Source organism: Microbacterium sp. NPDC087868 (assembly GCF_044900755.1).
Taxonomy (GTDB): domain Bacteria; phylum Actinomycetota; class Actinomycetes; order Actinomycetales; family Microbacteriaceae; genus Microbacterium; species Microbacterium galbinum.
This window is the reverse complement of the sequence record NZ_JBJDNO010000002.1, coordinates 846386-869470: the sequence shown is the minus strand read 5'-3', so window position 1 is coordinate 869470 and position 23085 is coordinate 846386. Positions and strand designations below refer to the sequence as shown.

Here is a 23085-nt window from a genome sequence, read left to right as displayed (position 1 = left end):
CTCCGGTCGGATCGACATCGAAGGATGACGGATGCTACGGCATCCGTCATCCTTCGTCATTTCCGCCCAGGGAATTCTCAGACAGACCTAGCGTTGAACGTTCTGGCGTGTATATCGGCATGCCGCAATCTGTTCTGGAGTTCCCCCGCAATGAGTACCACCGCTCGCGCGCAGAAGGCGCCTGATACCCGCGGACCGATCCGGAAGCTGCTGACGTCGTTCGGCTTCCAGATCCTCGCCGCCCTCGTCCTCGGCATCGCCGCCGGCCTCATCGGCCGCCAGCTCGGCGCCACCGCCGAGAACCCGAACGGCCTGTCGGCCACCCTCGACACCATCGGCAGTTCGTACGTGACGCTGCTGCGCGCCGCCGTCGTGCCCCTCATCTTCACCGCCATCGTGGCGAGCATCTCGAACCTGCGCCGCGTGCAGAACGCCGCCCGCCTCGCCGGCCAGACGCTGCTGTGGTTCGCGATCACCGCGTTCATCGCCGTCGTTATCGGCATCGTGCTCGGCCTCGTCATCCAGCCCGGCGCCCGCGCGGGCGAGGGCCTCGAGCCCGGCGAGCCCTACACGGTCGGCACGTGGTGGAACTTCCTGCTCGGCCTCATCCCCCAGAACTTCCTCGGCATCGGCGTGAGCAGCTCGTTCGACGCCGAAGCCGGCGCCGTCTCGTCGAGCGTCAGCTTCAACATCCTGCAGGTCATCGTCGTCGCCGCCGTCGTCGGCATCGCCGCCCTCAAGGCGGGCAAGAAGGCCGAGCCGTTCCTCGTCTTTACCGAGTCGCTGCTCAAGGTCATCCAGCGCGTGCTGTGGTGGATCATCCGCATCGCCCCGCTCGGCACCTTCGGCCTCATCGGTGCCGCCGTCATCAAGTACGGCTGGGAGAAGCTCGCCTCGCTCGGCTGGTTCGCGATCGCGATCTACATCGGTCTCGCCCTCGTGCTCTTCGTCGTCTACCCCGTGCTGGTGAAGACCCACGGCCTGTCGATCAAGCAGTACTTCTCGGGTGTCTGGCCCGCCGTGCAGCTGGCCTTCGTCAGCCGCTCGTCGATCGGCACCCTGCCGCTCACCGAGCGCGTCACCGAGCGCAACCTCGGCGTGCCCCGCTCGTACGCCTCGTTCGCCGTGCCGTTCGGCGCCACCACCAAGATGGACGGCTGCGCCGCGATCTACCCGGCCATCGCCGCGATCTTCGTCGCGCAGTTCTTCGGCATCGAGCTCAACCTCGTGCAGTACCTGCTCATCGTGATCGTCTCGGTCGTCGGTTCCGCCGCCACCGCCGGCACCACGGGCGCGGTCGTCATGCTCACGCTCACCCTGTCGACGCTCGGCCTGCCGCTCGAGGGCGTCGGGCTGCTGCTCGCGATCGACCCGATCCTCGACATGGGCCGCACGGCGGTCAACGTCGCGGGCCAGGCGCTCATCCCGACGATCGTCGCCAAGCGCGAAGGCATCCTCGACGAGGGTCTCTACAACGCGCCGCGCGAGGGCCTCCCCTTCGCCGAGGACGATGACGACGACGCCCCCGAGGCGGATGCCGGCACCACCGCCGCACCGGAGCCCGCCGCCACGCGCTGAGCGCCACCCGCCGCATCACCGAACGAGCGCCCCGTCCTCTTCCAGGACGGGGCGCTCTCGTTCGTCAGCGGGATGCCGCGGCTACGCGCGCTCGCCCGGACGGGTCGCCCCGCGGGTGTCCATGGCGAGCTCCTCAGCATCCATCGCCGCGATCAGCTCGCGCATGACCTCCTCGTCGAGGTTGCCCTTGTCGCGTTCCTCGAGGAGGATCTCGCGGCGCACCTGCAACCAGCCCTTCGACAGGGCGACGAGGTCGTCGTACGAGGGCTTGGCAACCGAGTCCTCGACCTCCTGCGCCTCGTCGGTGTCCTTCTCGACGCGGGTCATGCGCTTGGCAAAGGCGTCGAAGATCGAGAGGTCGACCTCGCCGTACTTCTCCTCCCACTCCACGCGCTTCTCGGCGAGGAACGCCTTGCCGGCCCGACGACTCTTCTCCTTCACCGCGGCGAGGGCCTTCTCGTCCTCGGCATGATCGACGTCGCTGGCGATGCCGAGGCGGCGGATCAGCATCGGCAGCGTGAGCCCCTGCAGCAGCAGCGTGCCGACGGTCACGATGAACGCGACCACGACGATCGCGTGCGAGGCCCGCTCGTCGAGGGTGGCGAGGTCGGCCGCGGCGAGCGCCGTCGCGAGCGTGACCACGCCGCGCATGCCCGCCCAGGAGATGACCGCGTTGTCCTTCCAGGTGAGCTGGAGGCCCGCCATCCGCTCGCGCACGATCTGCGTGCGCAGCTCGTCGGGGGTGTACTGGCCCCAGCGCCGCGACTGCTTCTGCCGCTTCTGGAACTCTCCCGATTCGACCCCGCGATCCCAGCGGGCGAGGCGCCGACGGTCCTGGAAGTTCGCCCAGGCGTTGGCCGGGAAGATGAACAGCGGGCGCACGAGCAGCACGACCACGAGCACGGCGCCCGAGAGCAGCAGGATCTCGCCGATCGATTCGGCGCCGAGGTCGCTGACCACGCGCGGCAGCTGCAGACCGATGTACGCGAACACGAAGCTCTCGAGCAGGAAGTCGGCCGAGAGCCAGATCGGCTTCTCCTGCTGACGGGTCGTGTAGTCGGTGCGCGGAGCGTTGAAGCCGACGTAGAGGCCCATCGCGACGACAGCCAGCACGCCCGAGCCGTTGAGGTGCTCGGCGATCGCGTAGGCGCCGAAGGGCGCGAGCAGGCCGAACGTACCGATCACGACGGGGTCGGAGATGCGCATGCGCAGTTGGTGCAGCGCGACGCCGAACACCAGGCCGATGCCGACACCCACCGCCACCGCGACGACGAACTGCCAGATGCCGCCCCAGACGCTCACGGTCGCGCCCGCGAGGATCGCCGCGAATACCCGGTACAGCGTCAACGAGGTCGCATCGTTGATGAGGCTCTCGCCCGACAGCACCGTCATGATGCGGCGCGGCAGGCCGAGCTTGCGGCCGATCGCGGCGGCCGAGACCGCATCGGGCGGAGAGGCGATCGCGCCGAGCAGCAGCGCCCCGGGAAGGCCCAGATCGGGGAAGATCCACCACGCGATCAGACCGACGGCTATCGCCGTGATCAGCACCAGCCAGATGCCCAGGCGGCGGATCTGCGGCAGGCTGCGCCGGAACCCGACGAACGAGACGTCGAGGGCCGCCGAGTACAGCAGCGGCGGCAGCACGAGGTTCAGCAGCAGGTGCCCGTCGGCACGCAGCTCGGGCACGAACGGAAGGAACGACACCGCGAGCGCGACGACCGTGACGAGCAGCGGGGCGGGCCACCCGCGCCAGCGCGCGATGGCCGCCACGACCACGGCGCCGACGAGGACGTAGAAGATCTCGGCATCCATCCGGCCAGATTAGCGCCCGCGCCGGCGTCACCCCTCGTCGAGAGCGTCGCGCAGGTCGGCGTTCCGGCCCTGCAGATCGGCGTTCTCGTCCTGGAGGTCGAGCACCCGGGCGATGCCCGCGATGTTGATGCCGTCGTCACGCAGCTGCGCCGCCCTCCGCAGGCGATCGATGTCGTCGTCGCTGTAGCGCCGGGTGCCGCCGTCGCTCCGCGCGGGCGTCAGCAGCCCTCTGCTCTCGAACAGGCGGAGGGTCGCCTCGGGCAGTTCGACGAGCTGCGCGGCGACGGCGATGCCGTAGAGCGGGGTGCGCGAATCGCGATGCGGCATCCGGTTCTCCTTCGAGACGTCGGGACTTGCGGAAGTGGCTGGATCTGTTCTATAAAAAATCTACATCAAATGATGCAGATCTTCTGCATCGGTCATCGAGCCCGAGAGGGCCGCACGAAAGGAGACACCATGGCACTCACCTTCGATCCGTTCAGTCAGCTCGACCGCTTCGCCGCGAGCGTGCTCGACTCCGTTCGCGCCCCCCGGTCCATGCCGGTGGACCTCTATCGCGACGGCGACCGCTACATCCTGCACGCCGATCTGCCGGGCGCAGACCCGGGCTCGATCGACGTCGATCTCGACGGAGCGCAGCTGACCATCCGCGCCCAGCGCACCGCCGACAGCCAGGAGGGCGTGCGCTGGCTCGCTCGCGAACGCGGCGCCGGCACGTTCCTGCGCCAGTTCACGCTCGGCGAGGGTGTCGACCTCGACAGCATCAGCGCCTCCTACGAGAGCGGCGTGCTGTCGGTCATCATCCCCGTCAGCGAGCGCGCGAAGCCGCGCAAGATCACCGTCGAATCGGCCGACCAGCGGCAGGCGATCGACGCCTGATCCTCGGGGGCGCGCGATCGCGCCTCGCGCGGTCGCGCCTCCCCGCGGTCGCCTCCCCATGCACGGATCGGTGCGAACCGTCGGTTCTGAGAGACCATGAGCGACATTTCGCACCGATCCGTGTAGCCCCCACCTCTCGTGAAAGGAACGTCATGACCACCTCCCCCGACCTCGACCGCTTCCTCGCGTCGATGGAGTACCCCGCCACGCGCGACGACCTGCTGCGCGAATCCGCGCGCGACGGGCTTCCCGCCGAGGACCGCCGGCTGCTCGCCGAACTGCCCGAGCAGAGCTACAGCGCCGGCTGGAGCATCCGCTATCGCCTGGCGCGCCGCTCACTGGCGGATGCCTTCACCGCGGCACGCACGCCGGTCGCCGCCTGACCACTCTCTGCACGATCGGGGGTGCGGCGGGAATGCCCCGCCGCTCCCCCCGGTTGCAGCAGGGGATGAATGACGTCGCACTCTCCGTCCTCGACCTCGTGCCCGTGCGCACCGGTCAGACCAGCGCCGAGGCCATCCGCGCCTCCCTCTCGCTCGCCGAGATCGCCGACCGGATCGGCTATCGCCGTTACTGGTTCGCCGAGCACCACAACATGCCGGCCGTGGCATCCACCACTCCCCCGGTGCTGATCGCCGCCGCCGCGACCCGCACCTCGAGCATCCGCCTCGGCTCCGGCGGCGTCATGCTGCCGAACCACGCGCCGCTCATCGTCGCCGAGCAGTTCGCGGCCCTGGCCGCGATCGCCCCCGGGCGCATCGACCTCGGCCTCGGGCGCGCACCCGGCAGCGACCCCGTGATCACGCAGTTGCTGCGCGGCTCGGGCGTCACCAGCGACGTCGAGCAGTTCCCCCGCCACGTGCAGGACATCGCCGCGCTCGTCTCGAACGAGGGGGCGACCGTGCGCTTCACCTCCGGCGGGGAGTACACGGTGCGTGCGACGCCCGCGGCGACCGACGCCCCCGAGGTGTGGCTGCTCGGCTCGAGCGACTACTCGGCTCAGCTCGCGGCATCCCACGGCCTGCCGTACGTGTTCGCCAACCACTTCTCGGGCGAGGGCCTCGAGCGCGCGCTCGATCTCTATCGCACGAACTACCAGCCGAGCGAGGAGCACCCGACGCCGCTCACCTTCCTGACGGTCAACGCCGTGGCGTCGCCCACCGTCGAGGAGGCCGAGGCGCGCGCCCTGCCGCAGCTGCGCATGATGTCGCGGCTGCGTCTCAACAAGCCGCTCATCGCTCTCGAGACGGTGGAGGAGGCGCTGGCCGCCGAATCGGATGCCGCGACCGATCAGATCGTGCAGGCCGCCCGCTCACGCTGGTTCGTCGGAACGGGCGAGTCCGTCGCCGCCGAGGTGCGCGAGTTCGCGAGCCGCTGGGGCGTCGATGAGGTCATGCTCTCCCCCGTCGCCGGCGCCTACGAGTCCGAACCCGCCGACTCGGCCGCGGGCCGCGCCCAGACCCTGGAGCTGGTCGCCGCAGCACTGTAGCGGTTCCCGTTCCTCTCTCATTCCCTCCCGTTCCTCTCGCGTTCCCTCCCGTCCCTCTGCGCCCGCCCTCTTCCGTGCACTGATCGGTGCAAAGCGTCGGTTCTGCCGCGCCATTCCCGACATTTCCGACCGATCAGTGCATGTCGGGGGCTGCGCGGCGGGGCCGGCGCGACGGGGGCGGCGCGGCGGGGGCGGCGCGGCGGGGCGCGTCGGGGCCGCTACGACTTCTCCTGCACCGATCGATCGAGCGGGTGAAACGCGCGCAAACGCGGAGAGAAGGCGGATGCTCGATGCCGGCGCCGCCGAGAATCATCGGGTGCGCCGCTCGAACCCTCTCCCCCGTTCGCTCCCCGACAGCTTCGGCGTGCGCGCCGCGGCGGAACGTGGCGTCGGCAGGAGTCGCCGCGACGGCGTCGACCTCGAACGGCCGTTCCACGGCATCCGCTCGCGGAGCACGCCGAGCACCCTGAAGGAGCAGGTCGCCGCATATCTGCCGCGCCTGCGACCGCGCCACCGTTTCGTGGGGCGCACCGCCGCTCACCTCTGGGGCCTTCCGCTCTCTCACGACTGGAGCGCGGCCGACCCCGTGGAGGTCGCGGTGCCGCAGGAGTGCACGCCTCCCCGCACTCGCGGCGTGGTCGGGCGGCGACTCGTCGAGGAACGCGCACGCACCTGGCGGCTCGACGGCGCGAGCGTCGTCGACCCGATCGCGACCGTCTTCACCTGCGCACGGATGCTGGGGATCGATGAGCTGACCGTGCTCCTCGATGCTCTGCTCACCTCGGCCGAGAACTATCCGGGGCGCGTGGCGGGGCGTCCCTTGCTTACCCATGACGACATCGCCGCCCGGCTCGATGAGTGGGGACCGTTCGCCGGTTGCACCCGCGTGCGTGCGGCACTCCGAGCCGCGCGCGAAGGTGTGGAGTCGCCGAAGGAGACCGAGACCCGACTACTCATCGCGCGCGCGGGCCTCCCGGAACCGAGCGTGCAGTTCGAGGTGCTCGAGGACGGACGGCTGATCGCTCGCATCGACCTCGCCTACCCCGATCTCAAGATCGCGATCGAATACGAGGGCGACGGTCACCGCACCGACAGGCACCAGTGGCGACGGGACATCCAACGGCAACGCGATCTCGAGGACCGCGGTTGGACGGTCATCCGACTGACCGAACTCGACCTGCAGTCGCCCACGTCGGTCATCATGCGCATCCGTCGCGCGATCGCCGCCGCGAAGCGCCACTGATCGGCGCGAAGACGCGCACTGATCGGTGCGAAATGCCGGCTTTCGGACGCCATAAGCGTCGTTTCGCACCGATCGATGCACGGCAAGGCACGGCGCGGCGCGCGACGGAGGTCTGGCGCACCGGCCCCGGCGGGCGTAGCCTCAGCCCTGGAGAGGAGTTCGATGATGAGCACCAGCACCACACTCGGCCTCTGGGTGGCCTACGGCCCGAACGGCGTCGTCGGCAGCATCCGTCACGACGACGAGGGCTATCGGGTGACGATGGCGGGGGCGGATGCCTCGGCCGGAACCTACCCGTCGCTCGCCGTCGCCAAGAGTGCGCTCCACGCGCGCATGCGGCCGGGCAGCGACTGGCCGAACTTCCGGGAGCACTGACCCGGGACGGACGGAGCCGGAGGGCCGAGGGCCGAGGGGGCTGAGTGGGCGCGATCCGCGCCGGAGGGGGCTCAGGCCTCGGGCTCACCCGAGACGATGCCGCGCAGCCAGTCGCGCGCCTCGACGAACACGTCGTCGGCGTAGCGATCCGGGTAGTGCACGATCTGACGGTCGGCCCGCGGGTACGACCCGAGGAACACCACGCGCGGGCTGAACCGACGGATGCCGAGCAGCGCATCCGCCATGCGTTCGTGCTCGATGTGGCCGTCGGCATCGATGACGAAACGATAGCGGCCGAGTTCGTCGCCGATCGGGCGCGACTCGATGAGCGACAGGTTGATGCCGCGGGTCGAGAACTGCTCGAGCATCTCGAGGAGCGATCCCGGGTGGTCGTGGGGCAGCTCGACGATGAGCGAGGTCTTGTCGGCACCGGTCGGCGCGGGCGGCGCGGTCGTGCGCGAGACGAGCACGAAGCGGGTGACGGCGTTGGCGTTGTCGCCGATGCCGGAGGCGAGCACGTCGACGTCGTAGTGGTTGACGATGCCGGGGGCGGCGATCGCGGCCTGGGCGGGCAGGCTGCCGTCGAGCACGCCGATCGCCGAGGCGACGTTGCTGGATGCCGGAACGTGCGAGTGCGCGGGGATGTTCGCGCCGAGCCATCCGTGGCACTGGGCGTAGGCGACGGGGTGCGCGGCGATGACCGACACCTCGTCGAGCGTGGTGCCGCGCGGGGCGACGAGCACGAAGTTCACCTTAACGAGGTACTCGCCGACGATGCGCAGACCGGGGAGGGTCGCGAGGGCGTCCTGCGTGGTGGAGACGCCGCCTTCGATCGAGTTCTCGATCGCGATCATCGCGGCGTCGCTGCGGCCCTCGAGCACGTCGGCGAGGGCTTCGCCGACGTTGTGCACGGCACGCCACTGCTGGCCTCGGGCTTCGGCGACCTGGTCGAGCGCCGCCTCCGTGAACGTTCCGGCGGGTCCCAGATAGCTGTAGGTACGGCGTTCGGTCACGCGTTTCACCTTAGCCCTCCGCGTCAAGGCTCCGACGCGAAGTTTCCTCTCGGGCCGGATCGGTGCAGACTGAACTCATGACGAGCCGTGCCGGCCTCCCCGCGGAGGAAAGTGACCTCATCGATGTCGACGAGTTGATCGCCGCCTACTACGACCGCATCCCGCGCCCGGATGTCGCCGCCGAGCGCGTCGCTTTCGGCACCAGCGGCCATCGCGGGTCGTCGCTCAGCGGCAGCTTCAACGAGGTGCACATCCTCGCCACCACGCAGGCGATCGTCGACTACCGCGCGGGCCAGGGCATCACGGGCCCGCTCTTCCTCGGTCGCGACACGCACGCGCTGTCGCTGCCGGCCGAGCGCAGCGCGATCGAGGTGCTCGTCGCGAACGGCGTCGACGTGCGCGTCGACTCCCGCGACTCGTGGGTGCCGACCCCGGCGCTCAGCCACGCGATCCTCACGTACAACCGGGCCCTCGCGGCATCCGAGGGGAACGGGGGGCGCGCCGACGGCATCGTCGTCACCCCCTCGCACAACCCGCCCCGCGACGGCGGGTTCAAGTACAACCCGCCGCACGGCGGCCCCGCCGACACCGACGCCACGGGCTGGATCGCCGACCGCGCGAACCAGCTCATCGAGGCGAACCTCGAGGGCGTGAAGCGCGTGCGCTTCGCCGACCTCGACGCCGACACGATCGGCAGCTACGACTTCCGCGACGCCTACGTGCGCGACCTCGCGTCGATCATCGACGTCGAGGCGATCCGCCGCGCGGGTGTGCGCATCGGGGCCGACCCGTTGGGCGGAGCATCCGTGGAGTACTGGGCGCTCATCAAGGAGGTCTTCGACCTCGACCTCACCGTCGTGAACCCCGAGGTCGACCCGACCTGGCGCTTCATGACGCTCGACTGGGACGAGAAGATCCGCATGGATCCGTCGTCGCCGTCGGCCATGGCCTCGCTCGTCGCCAAGAAGGGCGACTTCGACGTACTCACCGGCAACGACGCGGACGCCGACCGCCACGGCATCGTCACCCCGGATGCCGGCCTCATGAACCCGAACCACTACCTCGCCGTCGCGATCGACTACTTGTTCTCGCACCGCACGGAGTGGCCGCGGGATGCCGCGATCGGCAAGACGCTCGTGTCGTCGATGATCATCGACCGCGTCGCCGAGTCGCTCGGCCGTCGCCTGCTCGAGGTTCCGGTCGGGTTCAAGTGGTTCGTCCCCGGTCTGCTCGACGGCTCGGTCGCGTTCGGCGGCGAGGAGTCGGCCGGTGCGTCGTTCCTGCGCTTCGACGGCTCGGTGTGGTCGACCGACAAGGACGGCATCTTGCTGTGCCTGCTGGCCGCCGAGATCATCGCCGTGACGGGCAAGTCGCCGTCGGAGCGCTATGCCGAGCTCGAGCAGGCGTTCGGCTCGTCGGCCTACCAGCGGGTGGATGCTCCGGCCACGCCCGAGCAGAAGGCCACGCTCGGCAAGCTCGCCCCCGAAGCTGTCAGCGCGACGACCCTCGCCGGCGAGGACATCACCGCCAAGCTCTCGCACGCCCCCGGCAACGGTGCGGCGATCGGTGGCCTGAAGGTGCAGACCGAGCACGCCTGGTTCGCCGCGCGCCCCTCGGGCACCGAAGACGTCTACAAGCTCTACGCCGAGAGCCTGCGCGGCCCCGAGCACCTCGCCGAGGTGCAGGCCGAGGCGCGCGCGGTGGTGTCGGCAGCGCTGGGGGCTTAGCGCGGCCGGCGCTCCGGCGCTACTCACGGTCGGAGCGCGAGGCTTCCCAGGCGTCGAGGTACTTGTCCGGTAGCTGCAGTCGCGCGAACATATCGAGCAAATCGAACGCTCTCGATGTCCTCTTTCGTGTTCGACGAACGTCAGGCTCGTGCCGAGGAACCTCTGAGTGAAGCGCTGCTCCGAGACTCTGTACTGGAACGCGAGGCTCGTCCAATGCCACTCGGGCATCGCGAGTCGGAACTCCTTCACCCCGTAGAGCACCAGGCAGACCGTTTCGTCTGCGCAGTTGATGGACGTCGGTCCTCCTCGCCCATGAAAGTACGCGCGAGCCCAACAGTTGGCTCACCTTTCTCGGTCGGTTGCGGGCCGACATGATCACCCCTCGCAGCCCTGCTTCTCGGCCGCCTCACCATCGAACAACTCAAGTACTTGTCAGGCAGCAACAGTCGACAATAGGCATCGACCACAGCGAACGCCTTCGTCACATCAGCCTCGAGGTTCTCGATGAAAGACAGGTCACCAGAATGAAGTCGCTGATGGGAGCCTCGCCCTCGACGCGGCGGCTCACCCCGAGCGAGCTGTAGGGACGCTCCAGGACCACGAAGTAGAAGCAAAGCGCCTCGTAGAGCAGGAACTGAACGTAGCCCCGCTCAGGGTGGCTTTCGCTACGATGCGTAGCTAAGTACCTCGCCGTCTTTCCGAAGTGATCCTCCACGGCATCGCGGAGTTCTCTCAAACTCGAGATGTACATCTGTACCGGTGACCCCCTCAACGCGTTTCCCGAGGCGATGCTTCGTCCCAGGGTCCAGATTTGCTCGTTACGATTCCTTGGGCGCGACTGGCGCCACGGCTGCAGGCAGGTCGCGCGCTGCAAGCACCTTGCCGACAGCTCGCCATTGCGCCGCTGATTCGGCCGAAAGCGGGCCTGCAGCCGAGCGAAGTTCGCGATCAAGCCGAAGGTTCTCTCGGTGTACATTTTGTGTTCTTAGCACTAAGCCACTAACCAAAGTCGTCGAGCGTCCAGGTGTTCTCTCGTCTTGACGGTCGGCGTTCATGGTCGCACCCGTAGGCTCGCGTTTACTTAGACGCAGTCGCAACTTCCCACGCTTCGAGGTACTTATCGGGAAGGTGAAGCCGAGCAAAGTTGTCGATCACGTCAAACGCTCTCTCAACATCTTCCTGGGTGTTCTCGACAGCGCTCAGCCTCACGCCGAAGAAGTCCTGAGTGCGAGTTGTCGCGGACACCTCATACTGAAACGTGATACCCGCCCTGGGATTATTTGGCAGCCCCAGATAGAACACATCTACACCGTATAGGAGTAGCTTTACCTTTCCGTCCGCCGAGTTCATGGACCTAACACGCCCTCGAGAACCGAAGTACTCGTTAGCTTTTCTGTAGAAATCTTTGAGATCTAAGATATACATATTCGACCCTTCGGTGGCGTCATCGTAAGCGTATCCTCGTCGAAGACATAGCCTTTTTCACCCAGGAACAGATACTCGTCATTCAGGTACCCCTCGTCTTTGTCGGGGTTTTCGGTGAACTTCACGGGCAGCCTCTTGTCAACGATCTCCTGGAGGAACGGCCGGTTGTAAAGCTCGAACATTTCGGGCCTGCTCAGACCAAACCTATCCTTCGCGTCCGTCCAGAGATCTTTCGGCGAAGATGGCATGTTCGTTTCTTGATTCAGAATTGCATATCGTCAATTGGCTGAATCCGGTCAGGACGGCTCGGATACCGACTCATCCCAGGCCCGCAGATACTTGTCGGGAAGGCGAAGCCGAGCAAAGTTGTCGATAACGTCAAACGCTCGCTCGACATCTTCGCGGGTGTTCTCTACAGCGCTCAGCCTCACGCCGAAGAAGTTCTGACTCCGAGTCGTTACCGAGACTTCGTACTGAAATGTGATGCCCTCCCGCGGCGATTTCGGCATGCCCAGGTAGAACACTTCCGTGCCATACAAAACGAGCTTGGCAGTCTTGTCCTCGCTGTTGTAGGAACGCGATCGACCGCGCGAGCCAAAATAGTCGTTAGCCTTTCGACGAAAATGTCGAATATCGCTCACATACATATTATTCTCAATTCCTGGTGCTGTCGTCGTTCGACATACGAGCGAGCTCGGCGCACGCACGTGCAAGCCAATCCACCGCCTTCGTGCACAAACTCAGCAAACATCGGCCAACGCCACTCTGAGGTGAAGCCACCTCCAAGTCGCCGAATCTGGTCAGGAAGGATCAGATACCGAAGCATGCCAGGCCTGCAGATACTTGTCCGGAAGATGGAGCCGCGCAAAATTGTCGATCACGTCAAACGCTCTTTCCACATCTTCCTGGGTGTTATCAACCGCGCTCAGCCTCACGCCGAAGAAGTCCTGAGTGCGAGTGTTCCCGGACGCCTCGTACTGAAATGTGATACCCGCTCTGGGGTTATTCGGAAGCCCCAGGTAGAAAACTTCTGATCCGTAAAGAAGTAGTTGCACCGTTCCACCTGTCGGGCTCATGGACCTACTATGCCCTCGAGAGCCGAAGTACTCACTAGCTTTTCTATAGAAATCCTCGAGATCCAAGATATACATCTTCAGCCTTTCGATACAGCAGTGTAAGCGCATGCCCGATGCCGGGATTGTTGGCGTCCGTAAGCCCGTGTCCGAGTGCGCCGATGGACGAGTTCCCTGACCGCTGCCGACGATGATGCCGTTTCGGGTCTGCAGAGAGAAAGATTTGCACATCGGTTTCCGGGCAGCTCTTGATCCCGACAGCTTCTGCGCCGAAGCGCTAATCTCGGGCTAGGAGTCAAAGAGCTTGAGATACTTGCCCGGGAGAAGCAGGCGACAATACGTATCGATAATATCGAATGCGTTCAATACGCTCATCTCGTCATTTCCAATGAGCGTGAGATCACCCAGAGCAAACTGGCTTATCGACTCATTCCCGTCGATTTGACGACTAATACCAAGCCCATTATAGGGTGGATCCCCTATAATGAACCGAAAGTGAAGCGCCTCATAGAGCAGGAAACGAACATACCCCCTCGATGGGTCGTTCTCACTCGCAGCCGTTGCGAGGTACCTCGCCTTCCCTCCAAAGTAGTCTTCAGTCGCATCACGAAAGTCTCTCAAGTTGGATATATACACAATTCACCTTCCGGGCGCGGGGGTAGCAATCAGCGTGTTTTCATCGAAATCATATCCGGCGGATTTCAGGAAATCGAGTTCTTTTTTCAAGGAAAGCGCTTCCGGATGATCGCCGGGGTTTACCGTGAATCGCACCGGCAGTCGCGCTTCGGCGATCTCTTTAAGAAATGGTGCATTGTATAAATCGAACATCTGGTCGGGGCTGAGCCCGTATTTCGAGACAGTTTCCGCCCAAATATCCTTCGGTGAGGACGGCATAGGGAAGAAGCGGGTACCGAACGGATGCCGTCACGGACGATCCGGATCGGTCTGCGGCGTCACGATCATGAACGCGAGTTTCTGCGCATGAGGCGGCGGGACGGTGTACACCTCGACGACAAGGTGGTATCCATCACGGTAATAATCACGCTCAAAACTCCGCTCGCCCGGAGGGAACTCAGACTCCTCGTTCCGCTCCCACCCCTGCCCCTCCAGCCACGGCTCAAGATCATCAGCCACCTCAGACGGCGCCCGTGCACCCTCGGCCTTCAACTCGACGATCTGGTCCCAGTAGTAGTACTTCGGCCAGTCGTCGTAGTCGCTCACCTTGCGCACGCCACCGATGTTGTACGACTCCGCCGCCGGCTCGATCTCCGCCACCGGAATCTGCGCAACGATCTCACCACCCCAACCATCAGCCTGCGCGACAAACACGTTCAACTGCGCTTCCTGCGCAGCCACGCTCTCCTCCGCACTCATCCCGGCACATCCGGTCAACATCACCAGCGAGACGAGTAGACCCGCCGCAAACGAGCGAGCACGCCCGGCGAGAACACGCGGGTAACGAACGGATGCCGTCACGGGCGATCCGGGTCAGTCTGCGGCGTCACGATCATGAAGTTGATCGACTGAACGCGGGGAGGCGCCTCGGTGTATACCTCCACCACGAGGTGATAGCCGTCCCGGTAATAGTCGCGCTCGAAGCTCTCCTCGCCTGGAGGGAACTCAGAACCCTCGTTCCGCTCCCACCCTTGCTCTTCGAGCCATGGCTCCAGATCATCTGCCACGTCCGAGGGTGATCGCGCCCCCTCCGCGTGTAGCACCAACATCTGGTCCCAGTAGTAGTACTTCGGCCACTCCTCGTAGTAGTCACTCACTTTGCGACTGCCTCCCGCATTGTCAGAGATCAACTCGATCTCCGACACGGGTATCTGTTCCAGAATCTCGCCGCCCCACGCATCAGCCTGCGCGGCCATGCTCTGTAACTGATCCGCTTGTGCCACTGTTCGATTCCCCTCGCCTACCCCGCACCCGGACAAAACGGCCCCAAGAACTGCGAGAAGGAGCAGCATCTTACGGGAACGCGCTCGACGATTCACTCGTCTACCTCCTCCAAGGTCTCTGACGAGATGATCTCATCTGGCCTCAAGTCCTCGGCTCCTGCACCAGCAATACTTGTCGGCACTCGCCCGCGCGAGCGGTTCCGCTCAAAGAGGCCGTCCTCGTGGAATAGAGACACCGGCTCGCCCATCACAGCGCCCGTGATGTTCCACATTGATGTGCTCCATCAACCATCACGGGCGCGAAGCCACCGCGAAGCTCGACATCGTCAGGGTGATACAACGACACTGGTTTACCTTCGACCACCCGCGTGATGTTCCACATCGATGTGCTCGTAGGCTCAAACACAGACGAGTGGCTCGGCACGGGCCCGTGCTGTAGCTGCGCGACGATTTCCGCGCCCCAACCTTCAGCCTGAACAATCATCTCCCACAACTGTTCGTCCTGCGCTGCCACCTTCTCCTGCGCTACGAACTCGCCTAACTGTGTTCTCTGCACCACCTGTTCTTTCGTGCTCGATCCGCATCCGACAAGCATCAACGAGGACGCGATGACGGCAGCTAGTAAGGCAGCGACCGGACGAAGAAGAATCGGATTAGGAGAGGACACAACTCAAGCGCGGTCTGGATCAGTTTGGGGCGTCACGATCATGAATCTCACCTTTTGAACGTGAGGCGGAGGTGTGGTGTAGACCTCCACGACGAGGTGGTAGCCATCCCGGTAATAGTCCCGCTCAAAGCTCTCTTTGCCGGCCGGGAACTCATTGTCTTTGTTTCGTTGCCAGCCTTGCTCTGCTAGCCACGGCTCGAGGTCGTCAGCGATCTTGGTGGGCGTTCGGACGCCCTCCGACTTCAACTCGACGTTCCGATTCCAGTAGTAGTACTTCGGCCATTCCTCGTAATAGTCGCTCGCTTTGCGCACTCCGCCGCTTGGGCTCGCCTCCGACTCGGGATCGAGCTCCGACGCCGGGATCTGCGCGAGGATATCCTCGCCCCACTCGTCTGCCTGAGAGATGAACTCGTCCAGTTGTTGCTCCTGAACCACTACCTTCTCCTCCGCACTCATCCCACCGCACCCCACCAACAACGCTGCACAGACCAACGATGCAACGATTGCACTCTGCTTTCGTAATCGATCACTCATTATTCGATTTCTTCCAGTGTCGTCGAAGAGATGAGCTCCTCCGGCGCCGCAGCGCCGCTGTCTGGATCCACATAGCTCCGTGGTACGCGTCCTCGGGTACGGATACGCTCATCCGCATGGTACAGCGAGACTGGGTCCCCTTGGACCGCGTTCGTGATGTTCCTCATTGACGTGCTCCCTGGGGTGAATACCGTTGAATGGGTGGCAACTAATCCAGGGTTCTTGCTCTCGATGGTTCCGCTGGTTGGATCGTCGGCATCGAGATAGCCAGTCTCCAGTCGCGTGACACCATCTGTTGTCAATGGATTGGTAGGTCCATGCCCCAGTCCCAGCCCGACGAGTCCTTGGTTCCACCCAACGACGGCATCGTTGCGCGCCTGCAGCGCGAAATGGGGGACATCCTTCGTTTTGGGAAAGTCTTCGATGCCGTCGACGTTATGCCCAAGACCGGCAGGAGCGACGTAAACCACACGGTCGGCTTTCAGGCCCAGGTATTCAGCTCCTCCGAGGACCGGGGCGCCATAGCTATGTGCCACCGGCACGACATCAACTCCGGCCGGAAGCCGAAGACTGTTGACGAATGCGGCCAGTCGTGGAGCAGCAACATCTGCATATCCCTGTTGCGCGGGCGGCAAGATCTGACCCAACATCGGGTCGAACCGGGGCATCGGCGCGCCGTGCCAAACGAAATAGCCGGACTTGTCTCCAGACTCCTTCATCAGATCATCGCCGAGGTTGATTTGATCCGTAAACCCCGCAAGTCGGGAGTTTGTGCCTGGGATCACGACCCCTGTTTGGTCCATCCACGCAGGGACGTCGCCTGTGGTGGGGTCGAGTGCGCCCTGGAACGTGATGTAGCTGTCTCTCAACGGATTGAACCCGACGACAATCACGCCGCGCTGATCACGCTCTACGCCGTTCTCGTCAAAGACCTTGTAGACACCGAGGGTCGGCTTGCCATCGGAGTCAAGATACTTCTCGTTGCGGTCTCCGAGCATCGCGTCGATGCTCTTCACCTCGTTCTTGAGGTCGTCGATCGTGCGCCCCATGGCGTGTGTATCAGTTCCTTTGTCCCAGAGGCCGAACAGCTCGATCTGCTTCTCCAGTTCGGCACGGTAAGCCTTCGCCGTGATCGCGTTGGCGGTGTTGCGATCGCGAAGCGGGATGCCTTCAAGGTTGCCGATCAGCATCGGGTAGTCAGAGATCAGCGCCTCGCGCTGCTCCGACGTCATTGCATCCCACACAGCGCGGATCGCCGCAGGGTCTTTGAGCCCAGCGAGATCCACCGCCGATACCGATCGAGTGGTGCCGTCGGGCATCGTCACGGATACCGAGACGCCAGCAGACAGGTGTGGCACCGCGGGCATGGCGTTTCGCGCCGCGCTGTATTGGGCAAGCGATGACTGGATGCTGGTCGCAGCTGTCGAGTCGATGCCCCGACGCTCCTCGTCCAGCGCAGTAAGTCGCTGCTGCGAGGCAGAGACCGCCTCTTCGGCGTGATCGACCGCCCTTGCGAGGCCGCGGCGTGAACGCATGTAGTCGTCGTCATCGTCGCTGGTGCGGTCGTAGGCATCCAGCGTGTCTTGCTTGGACATCACAGTCGCCTTGGCCTCGGCGAGTGTCAGGCGCTCGCTCCTCGTGCGAGTGGCGATGTCTTCCATCTGGCTGCCGAGGCTCTCTGACGCATCACCCCACGATTGGTCAGACAGGTGGACGAGCTCAGCTGGTGCTTGCGCGGCCTTCACGACGATGGCCAGGCGATCGAGCGATGCTGCTTGGCCCGATTGATCCCCCGCCAACAGATCGTAAGTACTGACCAGCTTCGTCCGAACGTCGGCGGCGAGCGTCCGTCCGCGCAGGTTGGCACCGACATCGCGCACGGTACCGGAGTTGCCGGCGAGCGCTACGTCTCCTTCAGTCATCGCGTACTCCTATGCTCCAGGCACTTGTGAGGCGATCTGCGCATCAAGGAGCTTGAACAGATTGATGAGTTCGGTGCATGCCTTGCTCTGCCCGATCATCACCTCGCCCATTGCTTTCGTCGTCGCGTTTCGCTCTGTGAGCGTGCTCGTATGGGCACTATCGGGGCCGGAGGCCCCGGATCCGAGATCACTTGGAACCGCACCCTCGGCGCTCACCGCAGACGCAGCCGTCGACAAAGCCGAGGCTGCAGCCTCCAGTGATCCGTAATCCACTTTCATCGCTCATCCCCCCCATTTCGAGCGAGGCGTGCCTCAGAGGTGCACCACTGGGCGCACCCGAGAGACACGCCTCGTCATCGACGGCGCTCGATCGCGATCAGTTGATCTTCGAGGCGATCTGGGAGTCGAACTCGCGACCCGCGTTAGCCGTGCCGCTGATGAACGCCGAGATCTCGGTCAGCTGGGCGATCACGGTGTTCGCGCTCTGCGTGTAGCGCGTGTAGGCATCGTTGAACTTTCCCGACGCCTGGTCGGTCACGAAGCCCGAGGCCACGAGCCCCTGGATCTTCGTCTGCATACCCTGCAGCTTCTGCGTGATCTCTTCGCGGCCGGCGTCGAGGTCCTTCGCCGCCGCGTCCATCTCGTCGTAGCTGAGCTTCACATTCGCCATGACAACATCCTCCGATTTCTCGGCACGAGATGATTTCTCGCGCCCCCGATCGGTTACATTAGCCGAACGCGTTCGCAAAATCGCCAATTCTGGCGATATACCAATTCGGGACGCGGCCGACAGGGGGGTCTGTGAGGCTCAAGTTCACGCTGCTCGAAACCGGGCAGGACGGTCAGAATCGCGCGCGCGACATCGTCGTGACGGCCGACGTCACCGCGACGGTCGCCGACCTCGCCCGCACCGTCATCCGCGCCGGAGCGGGCGACGGACGACTACTCCCGCATGCCCTCGACCGGACGGCGTCGCTGACGATCCTCGTTCACCGTCGCGGCGGGAGGGCCGTCGTTCTCGACCCCGCCGATCCGATTGGTATATCGGGCGTGCAGGCCGGAGCGGTTATCGAGGTAATTCGCGAGCAGGACGCCGGAAATGCGGAGCGAATGGTCGAGCCAGCAGGATATATCGACGTTCTCGATGGGCCGCAGTCCGGTGCGCGATATACCATTATTCAGGGCGAGAACGGTATCGGCCGCGAGCGCACGAATCGCGTCGAATTGCATGATCGCAGCGTCTCCCGGCACCACCTCGAGATGACCGCGTTCGGATCGATCCGCAGCGTGCGAGACCTCGGCTCCGCCAATGGCACCGACCTCGTCACGGCATCCGGAGAACTGCATCGCCTGACGGCCCCGACCCACCTCTCGCACCCCACCGTGCTGCGCCTGGGCGACGTGCACCTGCGCATCCATCCCGTCGCCACCGGTGGACCGGGCGCTCCCCGGGCCCGCGCGACCGTGCGCCATCAGCGGTCTCCCCGGGTCGATCCCGTGCATGCGCCGACGCCGCTCGAACTACCCTCGCCGCCCACCCCGGCCGAGCCCTCGCGCTTCCCGCTCGTCGCGATGGTGGCGCCTCTCGCCATGGGTGCGGCTCTCTTCGCCGTCACCCAGTCGGCCCTCAGCATCGCCTTCGTCGCGCTGTCGCCGCTCATCATGATCGGCAGCTGGCTCGACGGCCGCGTCGGACAGCGCCGTCGGCTGAAGAAGCAGCGTCGCGAGTTCACCGAAACGCTGGCGACCGTGCGCGACGAGGTGACGCGACGCCACGAGGTCGAGCGCCCCGCTCGCCAGCAGGAGAGCGTGCCGCTCGCCGACCTGCTCGCCGCGGCTCGCGACCGCACTCCGGTGCTCTGGACGCGACGGTCGGAGCATCGCTCCTACCTCGAGATCCGCCTCGGCAGCGGCGAGCTGCCCAGCCGCACCGTGCTCGACCTCCCCTCCCGCGGATCCTCCACCACCGAGGACTGGGCCCAGGTCGAAGACGCCCACACCGCGCTGTCATCGATCGCCGACGTTCCGGTTCTCGAACGCCTCGACCTGAGCGGGTCGCTCGGCATCGCCGGAGAGGGCGTCTGGGCCGACTCGATCACGCGCTCGGTGCTCGTGCAGCTCTTCGGGCTGCACTCCCCGGCCGACGTGGTCTTCACGGCCTTCCTGCCCGACGCCGAGACCAACGCCCAGACCAACGCCCAGACGAACGCCCAGACCCACGCCGGTGCGGATGCCGTGACGGGCAGGCACGCGGAAGCCGACTGGGACTGGCTCAAATGGGTGCCGCACGCCGATTCGGTCTACAGCCCGATCCGCACCCCGCACCTCACGGCGACCGCACGCGACCGGGCGCTCCTGCTGACGGAACTCGAGGGGATCATCGCGACCCGCACGGCATCCGCCTCGTCACGCACGATCCGATCGCGGGACCAGTCCCAGGCATCCGACACCGACTCCCGACTCGCCGCCGTGCAGAAGCAGCCGCTGCTGCCCACGATCATCGTGCTCGTCGTCGCCGGCGACGACGACGCGGAGCAGGACCTCACCCGCCTCGTGGGCCTCGCCGAGGACGGACCCGACGTCGGCGTGCACGTGATCTGGTCGGCACGCTCGATGGCCGATGTCCCGGCCGCCTGCCGTACGACCGTCGACGCGACCACCACGCCGACGACCGCGCATTTCGTACGCTCGGGAACCGTCGTGACGCTCGACACCGTCGAACGTGTGGACGTGCCCGAGGCCGAGGCTTTCGCCCGCAGTCTCACTCCCGTCGTCGACGCCGGCGCTCGAGTCCTCGACGAGAGCGACCTGCCCCGGAGCGTGAAGCTCGCCGACATCGATCGGCGCAACCTGCTCGACGACCCCCGCGAGGTCATCGCCGGCTGGGAGAGCACCGACTCGCTCACGAGCCGCTGGACGCCGGGGGCCGAGCGCGACCCCGGCACCCTTCCCGCCCGCATCGGCCAGAGCGATGCCGGAACCGTCGAGATCGACCTGCGCACCCACGGCCCTCACGCCCTCGTCGGCGGCACGACCGGTGCGGGCAAGTCGGAGTTCCTGCAGACGTGGATCCTGTCGCTCGCCGCAGCCTATTCCCCCGACCGCGTCACCTTCCTGCTCGTCGACTACAAGGGCGGAGCGGCCTTCGCCGACTGCGTGGCCCTGCCCCACACCGTCGGCCTCGTCACCGACCTCGACCAGCACCTGGTGCGCCGCGCGCTCACGTCGCTGCGGGCCGAGCTTCGTTACCGGGAGGAGCTCCTCAACGAGCACGGCGCGAAGGACCTCGCCGGTCTCGAGCGGCGCTCCGAGGTCGCCGCCCCGCCCCTCCTGCTCATCGTCATCGACGAGTTCGCCGCCCTGGCGAAGGAGATCCCGGAGTTCGTGGACGGCGTCATCGACATCGCCCAACGCGGGCGCTCCCTCGGACTGCACCTCATCATGGCGACGCAGCGTCCCGCCGGTGTCATCGGCGACAACCTCCGCGCGAACACCAACCTCCGCGTCGCGCTGCGCATGGCCGATGCGAGTGACAGCAACGACGTCATCGGAATCGCGGATGCCGCGCATTTCGCCCCGGAGACGCCGGGGCGGGCCGTGGTCAAGATCGGTGCCGGCCGGGTCGTGCACTTCCAGACCGCCTACCTGGGCGGACGCTCCGACGGCCAGCGCCGTGATGCCATCGACCTGAGCGACCTGAGGTTCGGGCACGCCCGACCGTGGGCCATCGCCCCGGAACGCGCCGGCGGAGACACGGGGGCCGCGGCATCCGCTCGTGACATCGAACGGCTGGTGCGCAACATCCAGGTCGCCGCCGACACCCTGCGACTCGAACGCCCTCGCAAACCCTGGGTCGATCAGCTGCCCGCATTCATCCCCCTGCCCGGCGAAGCCGCGGGCAGCGCCACCGACTCCGATCTGCTCATATCGGTCGGTCGCGTCGATGACCCCACGCAGCAGCGCCAGACCGATCAGATCGTCGACCTCAAGGCAGCGGGCAACGTCGCGATCTTCGGTGCGCCCGGCGCCGGGAAGACCACGGCACTCATCACCTTCGCGATCGCAGCGATCCTGCGCGACGAGAGGACGCGGATCTACGGCATCGATGCCGCAAGCGGACGGCTGGCCACACTCATCGGGCTGCCCGCCACCGGCGACATCGTGCCGGCCGACGACACCGACCGCGCGGTGCGCCTGCTCGGAATGATCCGCGACCTCATCGACGAGCGCGAGAACGACCGCTCTCCGGCCCCGCCCGTCATCCTCCTGCTCGACGGGTTCGGGGCCTTCCGCGACCTGTACGAGCACCACGGACCCGACACCGGCATGTTCACCGCACTCGTCGACATCCTCCGCGCTGGGCGGCACGTCGGCGTGCACGTGGTCCTCGCCAGCGAGCGCGCGATGTCGCTGCCGAGTGCCATCGCGGCGAGCATCGGCGAGACGTTCGTGCTGCGCATGCTCGCCGACCACGACTACGGCATGGTCGGCGCATCGGCCGACATGCTGCGCACCGCCCCGGCAGGACGGGCCATGCATCTCTCGTCCGAGCGGGAAGTGCAGTTCGCCATGCCCGCATCCGCACCCGACGACGAGGCCCTCGACACCGCACTCGCTCACATCGCGCAGACACTGCGCTCCCGCGGGATCGAGAACGCGCCCGGCATCCCGGAAGTCCCGACCTCGCTCGCGCGACACGAGCTGCCCCGCGCCGCGAACCCCCAGGCGTTCGCCGTCGAGACCACTCGCCTCACCGCCGTCGATGTGCCCCTCACCGGCATGATGCTGGTCACGGGACCGGCGGGATCGGGGCGCACCACCGCGGTGCGCAGCATCCTGGCGGCGCGGCGAGCGCACGCCACGGAGCACGGCATCGCGCTCGATCTCGCCCTGCTCTCACCGCGTGCGTCGACGCTGGCCCACGACGTCGCGTGGAGCCATCGCGGCGACTCCGCGCAGGATCGCCCGGATCTCATCACGGCGCTCATCGAGGCGCTCGGTGGGACACCGCGTACGTCGACGGCGTCGCTGCTCTCGGCGATCCCGCTGATCGGCAGCACCGGCGCTGCCGCCGACGAGCCCGAACCGGCCCGAGCGCAGCTCGCGTTCCCTCGTGCCGGACATCAGGGCATCGTGGTCATCGAGGACGTCGGCGGTTTCGACGGCAGCGGTGACGAGTCCGCCCTGGCGACGCTGCTCAAACTGCTGCGCCGCAGCGACCTCACCGTGATCGTCGAGGGCGAGAACGCCACGCTCACCTCGGTCTGGGAACTCGCGAGCCCCCTCCGCGGCGCGCGATGGGGACTCGCCCTCCAGCCGGACGCCAACGACATGCCCAGCGTCTACACCGCGAACTTCCCCCGCGCCCGGCGCGCGGACTTCCCGCCCGGTCGAGGGTTCCTGGTGCGGGGCGGCGCGGTGACGGGCGTCCACGTCGCCCAGCCGTAGCG

Annotated in this window: 24 protein-coding genes; 8 read left to right on the top strand and 16 right to left on the bottom strand. The window is 66.0% G+C overall.

Translation table 11 applies throughout. From position 1 onward, the window contains the following. The first annotated feature begins 150 nt into the window (after window positions 1–150). Window positions 151–1578, top strand: coding sequence for a dicarboxylate/amino acid:cation symporter (locus ACI2JZ_RS09605; RefSeq protein WP_404597348.1), 1428 nt, complete (start codon window positions 151–153; stop codon window positions 1576–1578). Window positions 1579–1659: 81 nt separating this feature from the next. Here ACI2JZ_RS09605 and ACI2JZ_RS09600 read toward each other — a convergent pair whose 3' ends face one another. Together ACI2JZ_RS09600 and ACI2JZ_RS09595 are read right to left on the bottom strand one after the other, a co-directional pair. After that, window positions 1660–3390: a cation:proton antiporter gene (locus ACI2JZ_RS09600; RefSeq protein WP_404597347.1), complete on the bottom strand. Its 1731-nt coding sequence runs from the start codon at window positions 3388–3390 to the stop codon at window positions 1660–1662. A gap of 27 nt (window positions 3391–3417) precedes the next feature. Beyond that, the gene (locus tag ACI2JZ_RS09595; RefSeq protein WP_404597346.1) at window positions 3418–3717 is read right to left on the bottom strand and encodes a MerR family transcriptional regulator; all 300 of its coding nucleotides are present in this window, start codon (window positions 3715–3717) and stop codon (window positions 3418–3420) included. 129 nt (window positions 3718–3846) lie between these two features. Between ACI2JZ_RS09595 and ACI2JZ_RS09590 the strand changes: the two genes are divergently transcribed. From ACI2JZ_RS09590 to ACI2JZ_RS09570, 5 genes are all read left to right on the top strand, one after another. Next, window positions 3847–4269, top strand: a complete 423-nt coding sequence (locus tag ACI2JZ_RS09590; protein ID WP_247633847.1) for an Hsp20/alpha crystallin family protein — start codon at window positions 3847–3849, stop codon at window positions 4267–4269. 152 nt (window positions 4270–4421) lie between these two features. Then, on the top strand, window positions 4422–4652 hold the full coding sequence (locus tag ACI2JZ_RS09585) for a DUF2795 domain-containing protein (protein ID WP_247633846.1): 231 nt from the start codon (window positions 4422–4424) through the stop codon (window positions 4650–4652). A 65-nt stretch (window positions 4653–4717) separates the two neighbouring features. Continuing rightward, window positions 4718–5758 (top strand): LLM class flavin-dependent oxidoreductase, encoded by a 1041-nt coding sequence (locus ACI2JZ_RS09580; RefSeq protein ID WP_404597345.1) that lies wholly within the window; start codon window positions 4718–4720, stop codon window positions 5756–5758. Between the two features lie 283 nt (window positions 5759–6041). Next, entirely contained in the window at window positions 6042–7001 is a 960-nt protein-coding gene (locus tag ACI2JZ_RS09575) for an endonuclease domain-containing protein (RefSeq protein ID WP_404597344.1), read from the top strand. A gap of 165 nt (window positions 7002–7166) precedes the next feature. Continuing rightward, window positions 7167–7376 (top strand): methyltransferase, encoded by a 210-nt coding sequence (locus ACI2JZ_RS09570; protein WP_247624535.1) that lies wholly within the window; start codon window positions 7167–7169, stop codon window positions 7374–7376. Between the two features lie 71 nt (window positions 7377–7447). Here ACI2JZ_RS09570 and pheA read toward each other — a convergent pair whose 3' ends face one another. Next, entirely contained in the window at window positions 7448–8398 is a 951-nt protein-coding gene (gene pheA, locus ACI2JZ_RS09565) for a prephenate dehydratase (protein ID WP_336641729.1), read from the bottom strand. Window positions 8399–8466: 68 nt separating this feature from the next. On the opposite strand from pheA, the gene pgm reads away from it, so the two are divergent. Further along, a complete protein-coding gene (gene pgm, locus ACI2JZ_RS09560) occupies window positions 8467–10116 on the top strand; it encodes a phosphoglucomutase (alpha-D-glucose-1,6-bisphosphate-dependent) (protein ID WP_404597343.1) in 1650 nt (549 codons plus the stop codon). Between the two features lie 481 nt (window positions 10117–10597). Here the strand turns inward: pgm and ACI2JZ_RS09555 are convergent, their stop codons facing one another. The 13 genes from ACI2JZ_RS09555 to ACI2JZ_RS09495 form a co-directional block, all read right to left on the bottom strand. Beyond that, on the bottom strand, window positions 10598–11092 hold the full coding sequence (locus ACI2JZ_RS09555) for a hypothetical protein (RefSeq protein WP_404597342.1): 495 nt from the start codon (window positions 11090–11092) through the stop codon (window positions 10598–10600). Window positions 11093–11193: 101 nt separating this feature from the next. After that, window positions 11194–11541, bottom strand: a complete 348-nt coding sequence (locus tag ACI2JZ_RS09550; RefSeq protein WP_404597341.1) for a hypothetical protein — start codon at window positions 11539–11541, stop codon at window positions 11194–11196. Next, entirely contained in the window at window positions 11529–11789 is a 261-nt protein-coding gene (locus ACI2JZ_RS09545) for a hypothetical protein (RefSeq protein ID WP_404597340.1), read from the bottom strand. The genes ACI2JZ_RS09550 and ACI2JZ_RS09545 overlap by 13 nt, the downstream gene beginning before the upstream one ends. Window positions 11790–11837: 48 nt before the next feature. After that, window positions 11838–12182 (bottom strand): hypothetical protein, encoded by a 345-nt coding sequence (locus tag ACI2JZ_RS09540; RefSeq protein WP_404597339.1) that lies wholly within the window; start codon window positions 12180–12182, stop codon window positions 11838–11840. 159 nt (window positions 12183–12341) lie between these two features. Further along, entirely contained in the window at window positions 12342–12617 is a 276-nt protein-coding gene (locus ACI2JZ_RS09535) for a hypothetical protein (protein WP_404597338.1), read from the bottom strand. A gap of 636 nt (window positions 12618–13253) precedes the next feature. Next, complete coding sequence (locus ACI2JZ_RS09530) at window positions 13254–13508, bottom strand: hypothetical protein (RefSeq protein WP_404597337.1); 255 nt, start codon at window positions 13506–13508, stop codon at window positions 13254–13256. 30 nt (window positions 13509–13538) lie between these two features. Next, window positions 13539–13970 carry a hypothetical protein gene (locus ACI2JZ_RS09525; protein WP_404597336.1) on the bottom strand — a complete coding sequence of 144 codons (432 nt, stop codon included), beginning with the start codon at window positions 13968–13970 and terminating at the stop codon, window positions 13539–13541. 116 nt (window positions 13971–14086) lie between these two features. Further along, window positions 14087–14485, bottom strand: coding sequence for a hypothetical protein (locus tag ACI2JZ_RS09520; protein ID WP_404597335.1), 399 nt, complete (start codon window positions 14483–14485; stop codon window positions 14087–14089). A 274-nt stretch (window positions 14486–14759) separates the two neighbouring features. After that, on the bottom strand, window positions 14760–15026 hold the full coding sequence (locus tag ACI2JZ_RS09515; RefSeq protein WP_404597334.1) for a hypothetical protein: 267 nt from the start codon (window positions 15024–15026) through the stop codon (window positions 14760–14762). A gap of 156 nt (window positions 15027–15182) precedes the next feature. Then, window positions 15183–15635, bottom strand: a complete 453-nt coding sequence (locus ACI2JZ_RS09510) for a hypothetical protein (RefSeq protein WP_404597333.1) — start codon at window positions 15633–15635, stop codon at window positions 15183–15185. Between the two features lie 77 nt (window positions 15636–15712). Next, window positions 15713–17635, bottom strand: a complete 1923-nt coding sequence (locus ACI2JZ_RS09505) for a hypothetical protein (RefSeq protein WP_404597332.1) — start codon at window positions 17633–17635, stop codon at window positions 15713–15715. A 9-nt stretch (window positions 17636–17644) separates the two neighbouring features. Continuing rightward, on the bottom strand, window positions 17645–17914 hold the full coding sequence (locus ACI2JZ_RS09500; RefSeq protein ID WP_404597331.1) for a TIGR04197 family type VII secretion effector: 270 nt from the start codon (window positions 17912–17914) through the stop codon (window positions 17645–17647). Window positions 17915–18011: 97 nt separating this feature from the next. Next, window positions 18012–18305 (bottom strand): WXG100 family type VII secretion target, encoded by a 294-nt coding sequence (locus ACI2JZ_RS09495; protein WP_247624526.1) that lies wholly within the window; start codon window positions 18303–18305, stop codon window positions 18012–18014. Between the two features lie 131 nt (window positions 18306–18436). Here ACI2JZ_RS09495 and ACI2JZ_RS09490 point away from each other — a divergent pair, with 131 nt between their 5' ends. Then, on the top strand, window positions 18437–23083 hold the full coding sequence (locus ACI2JZ_RS09490) for an FtsK/SpoIIIE domain-containing protein (RefSeq protein ID WP_404597330.1): 4647 nt from the start codon (window positions 18437–18439) through the stop codon (window positions 23081–23083). The last annotated feature ends 2 nt before the right edge of the window (window positions 23084–23085 follow it).

What these genes read in the sequence shown, in the direction of transcription:
- ACI2JZ_RS09590 (WP_247633847.1), top strand. Translation starts at nt 3,847, where the DNA reads ATGGCACTCACCTTCGATCCGTTCAGTCAGCTCGACCGCTTCGCCGCG.
- ACI2JZ_RS09580 (WP_404597345.1), top strand. Translation starts at nt 4,718, where the DNA reads ATGAATGACGTCGCACTCTCCGTCCTCGACCTCGTGCCCGTGCGCACC.
- ACI2JZ_RS09570 (WP_247624535.1), top strand. Translation starts at nt 7,167, where the DNA reads ATGAGCACCAGCACCACACTCGGCCTCTGGGTGGCCTACGGCCCGAAC.
- ACI2JZ_RS09505 (WP_404597332.1), bottom strand. Translation starts at nt 17,635, where the DNA reads ATGACTGAAGGAGACGTAGCGCTCGCCGGCAACTCCGGTACCGTGCGC.
- ACI2JZ_RS09600 (WP_404597347.1), bottom strand. Translation starts at nt 3,390, where the DNA reads ATGGATGCCGAGATCTTCTACGTCCTCGTCGGCGCCGTGGTCGTGGCG.
- pgm (WP_404597343.1), top strand. Translation starts at nt 8,467, where the DNA reads ATGACGAGCCGTGCCGGCCTCCCCGCGGAGGAAAGTGACCTCATCGAT.
- ACI2JZ_RS09520 (WP_404597335.1), bottom strand. Translation starts at nt 14,485, where the DNA reads ATGGCCGCGCAGGCTGATGCGTGGGGCGGCGAGATTCTGGAACAGATA.
- ACI2JZ_RS09545 (WP_404597340.1), bottom strand. Translation starts at nt 11,789, where the DNA reads ATGCCATCTTCGCCGAAAGATCTCTGGACGGACGCGAAGGATAGGTTT.
- ACI2JZ_RS09550 (WP_404597341.1), bottom strand. Translation starts at nt 11,541, where the DNA reads ATGTATATCTTAGATCTCAAAGATTTCTACAGAAAAGCTAACGAGTAC.
- ACI2JZ_RS09500 (WP_404597331.1), bottom strand. Translation starts at nt 17,914, where the DNA reads ATGAAAGTGGATTACGGATCACTGGAGGCTGCAGCCTCGGCTTTGTCG.
- ACI2JZ_RS09530 (WP_404597337.1), bottom strand. Translation starts at nt 13,508, where the DNA reads ATGCCGTCCTCACCGAAGGATATTTGGGCGGAAACTGTCTCGAAATAC.
- ACI2JZ_RS09510 (WP_404597333.1), bottom strand. Translation starts at nt 15,635, where the DNA reads ATGAGTGCGGAGGAGAAGGTAGTGGTTCAGGAGCAACAACTGGACGAG.
- ACI2JZ_RS09605 (WP_404597348.1), top strand. Translation starts at nt 151, where the DNA reads ATGAGTACCACCGCTCGCGCGCAGAAGGCGCCTGATACCCGCGGACCG.
- ACI2JZ_RS09535 (WP_404597338.1), bottom strand. Translation starts at nt 12,617, where the DNA reads ATGAGCCCGACAGGTGGAACGGTGCAACTACTTCTTTACGGATCAGAA.
- ACI2JZ_RS09585 (WP_247633846.1), top strand. Translation starts at nt 4,422, where the DNA reads ATGACCACCTCCCCCGACCTCGACCGCTTCCTCGCGTCGATGGAGTAC.
- ACI2JZ_RS09555 (WP_404597342.1), bottom strand. Translation starts at nt 11,092, where the DNA reads ATGTACACCGAGAGAACCTTCGGCTTGATCGCGAACTTCGCTCGGCTG.
- ACI2JZ_RS09495 (WP_247624526.1), bottom strand. Translation starts at nt 18,305, where the DNA reads ATGGCGAATGTGAAGCTCAGCTACGACGAGATGGACGCGGCGGCGAAG.
- ACI2JZ_RS09575 (WP_404597344.1), top strand. Translation starts at nt 6,042, where the DNA reads ATGCTCGATGCCGGCGCCGCCGAGAATCATCGGGTGCGCCGCTCGAAC.
- ACI2JZ_RS09595 (WP_404597346.1), bottom strand. Translation starts at nt 3,717, where the DNA reads ATGCCGCATCGCGATTCGCGCACCCCGCTCTACGGCATCGCCGTCGCC.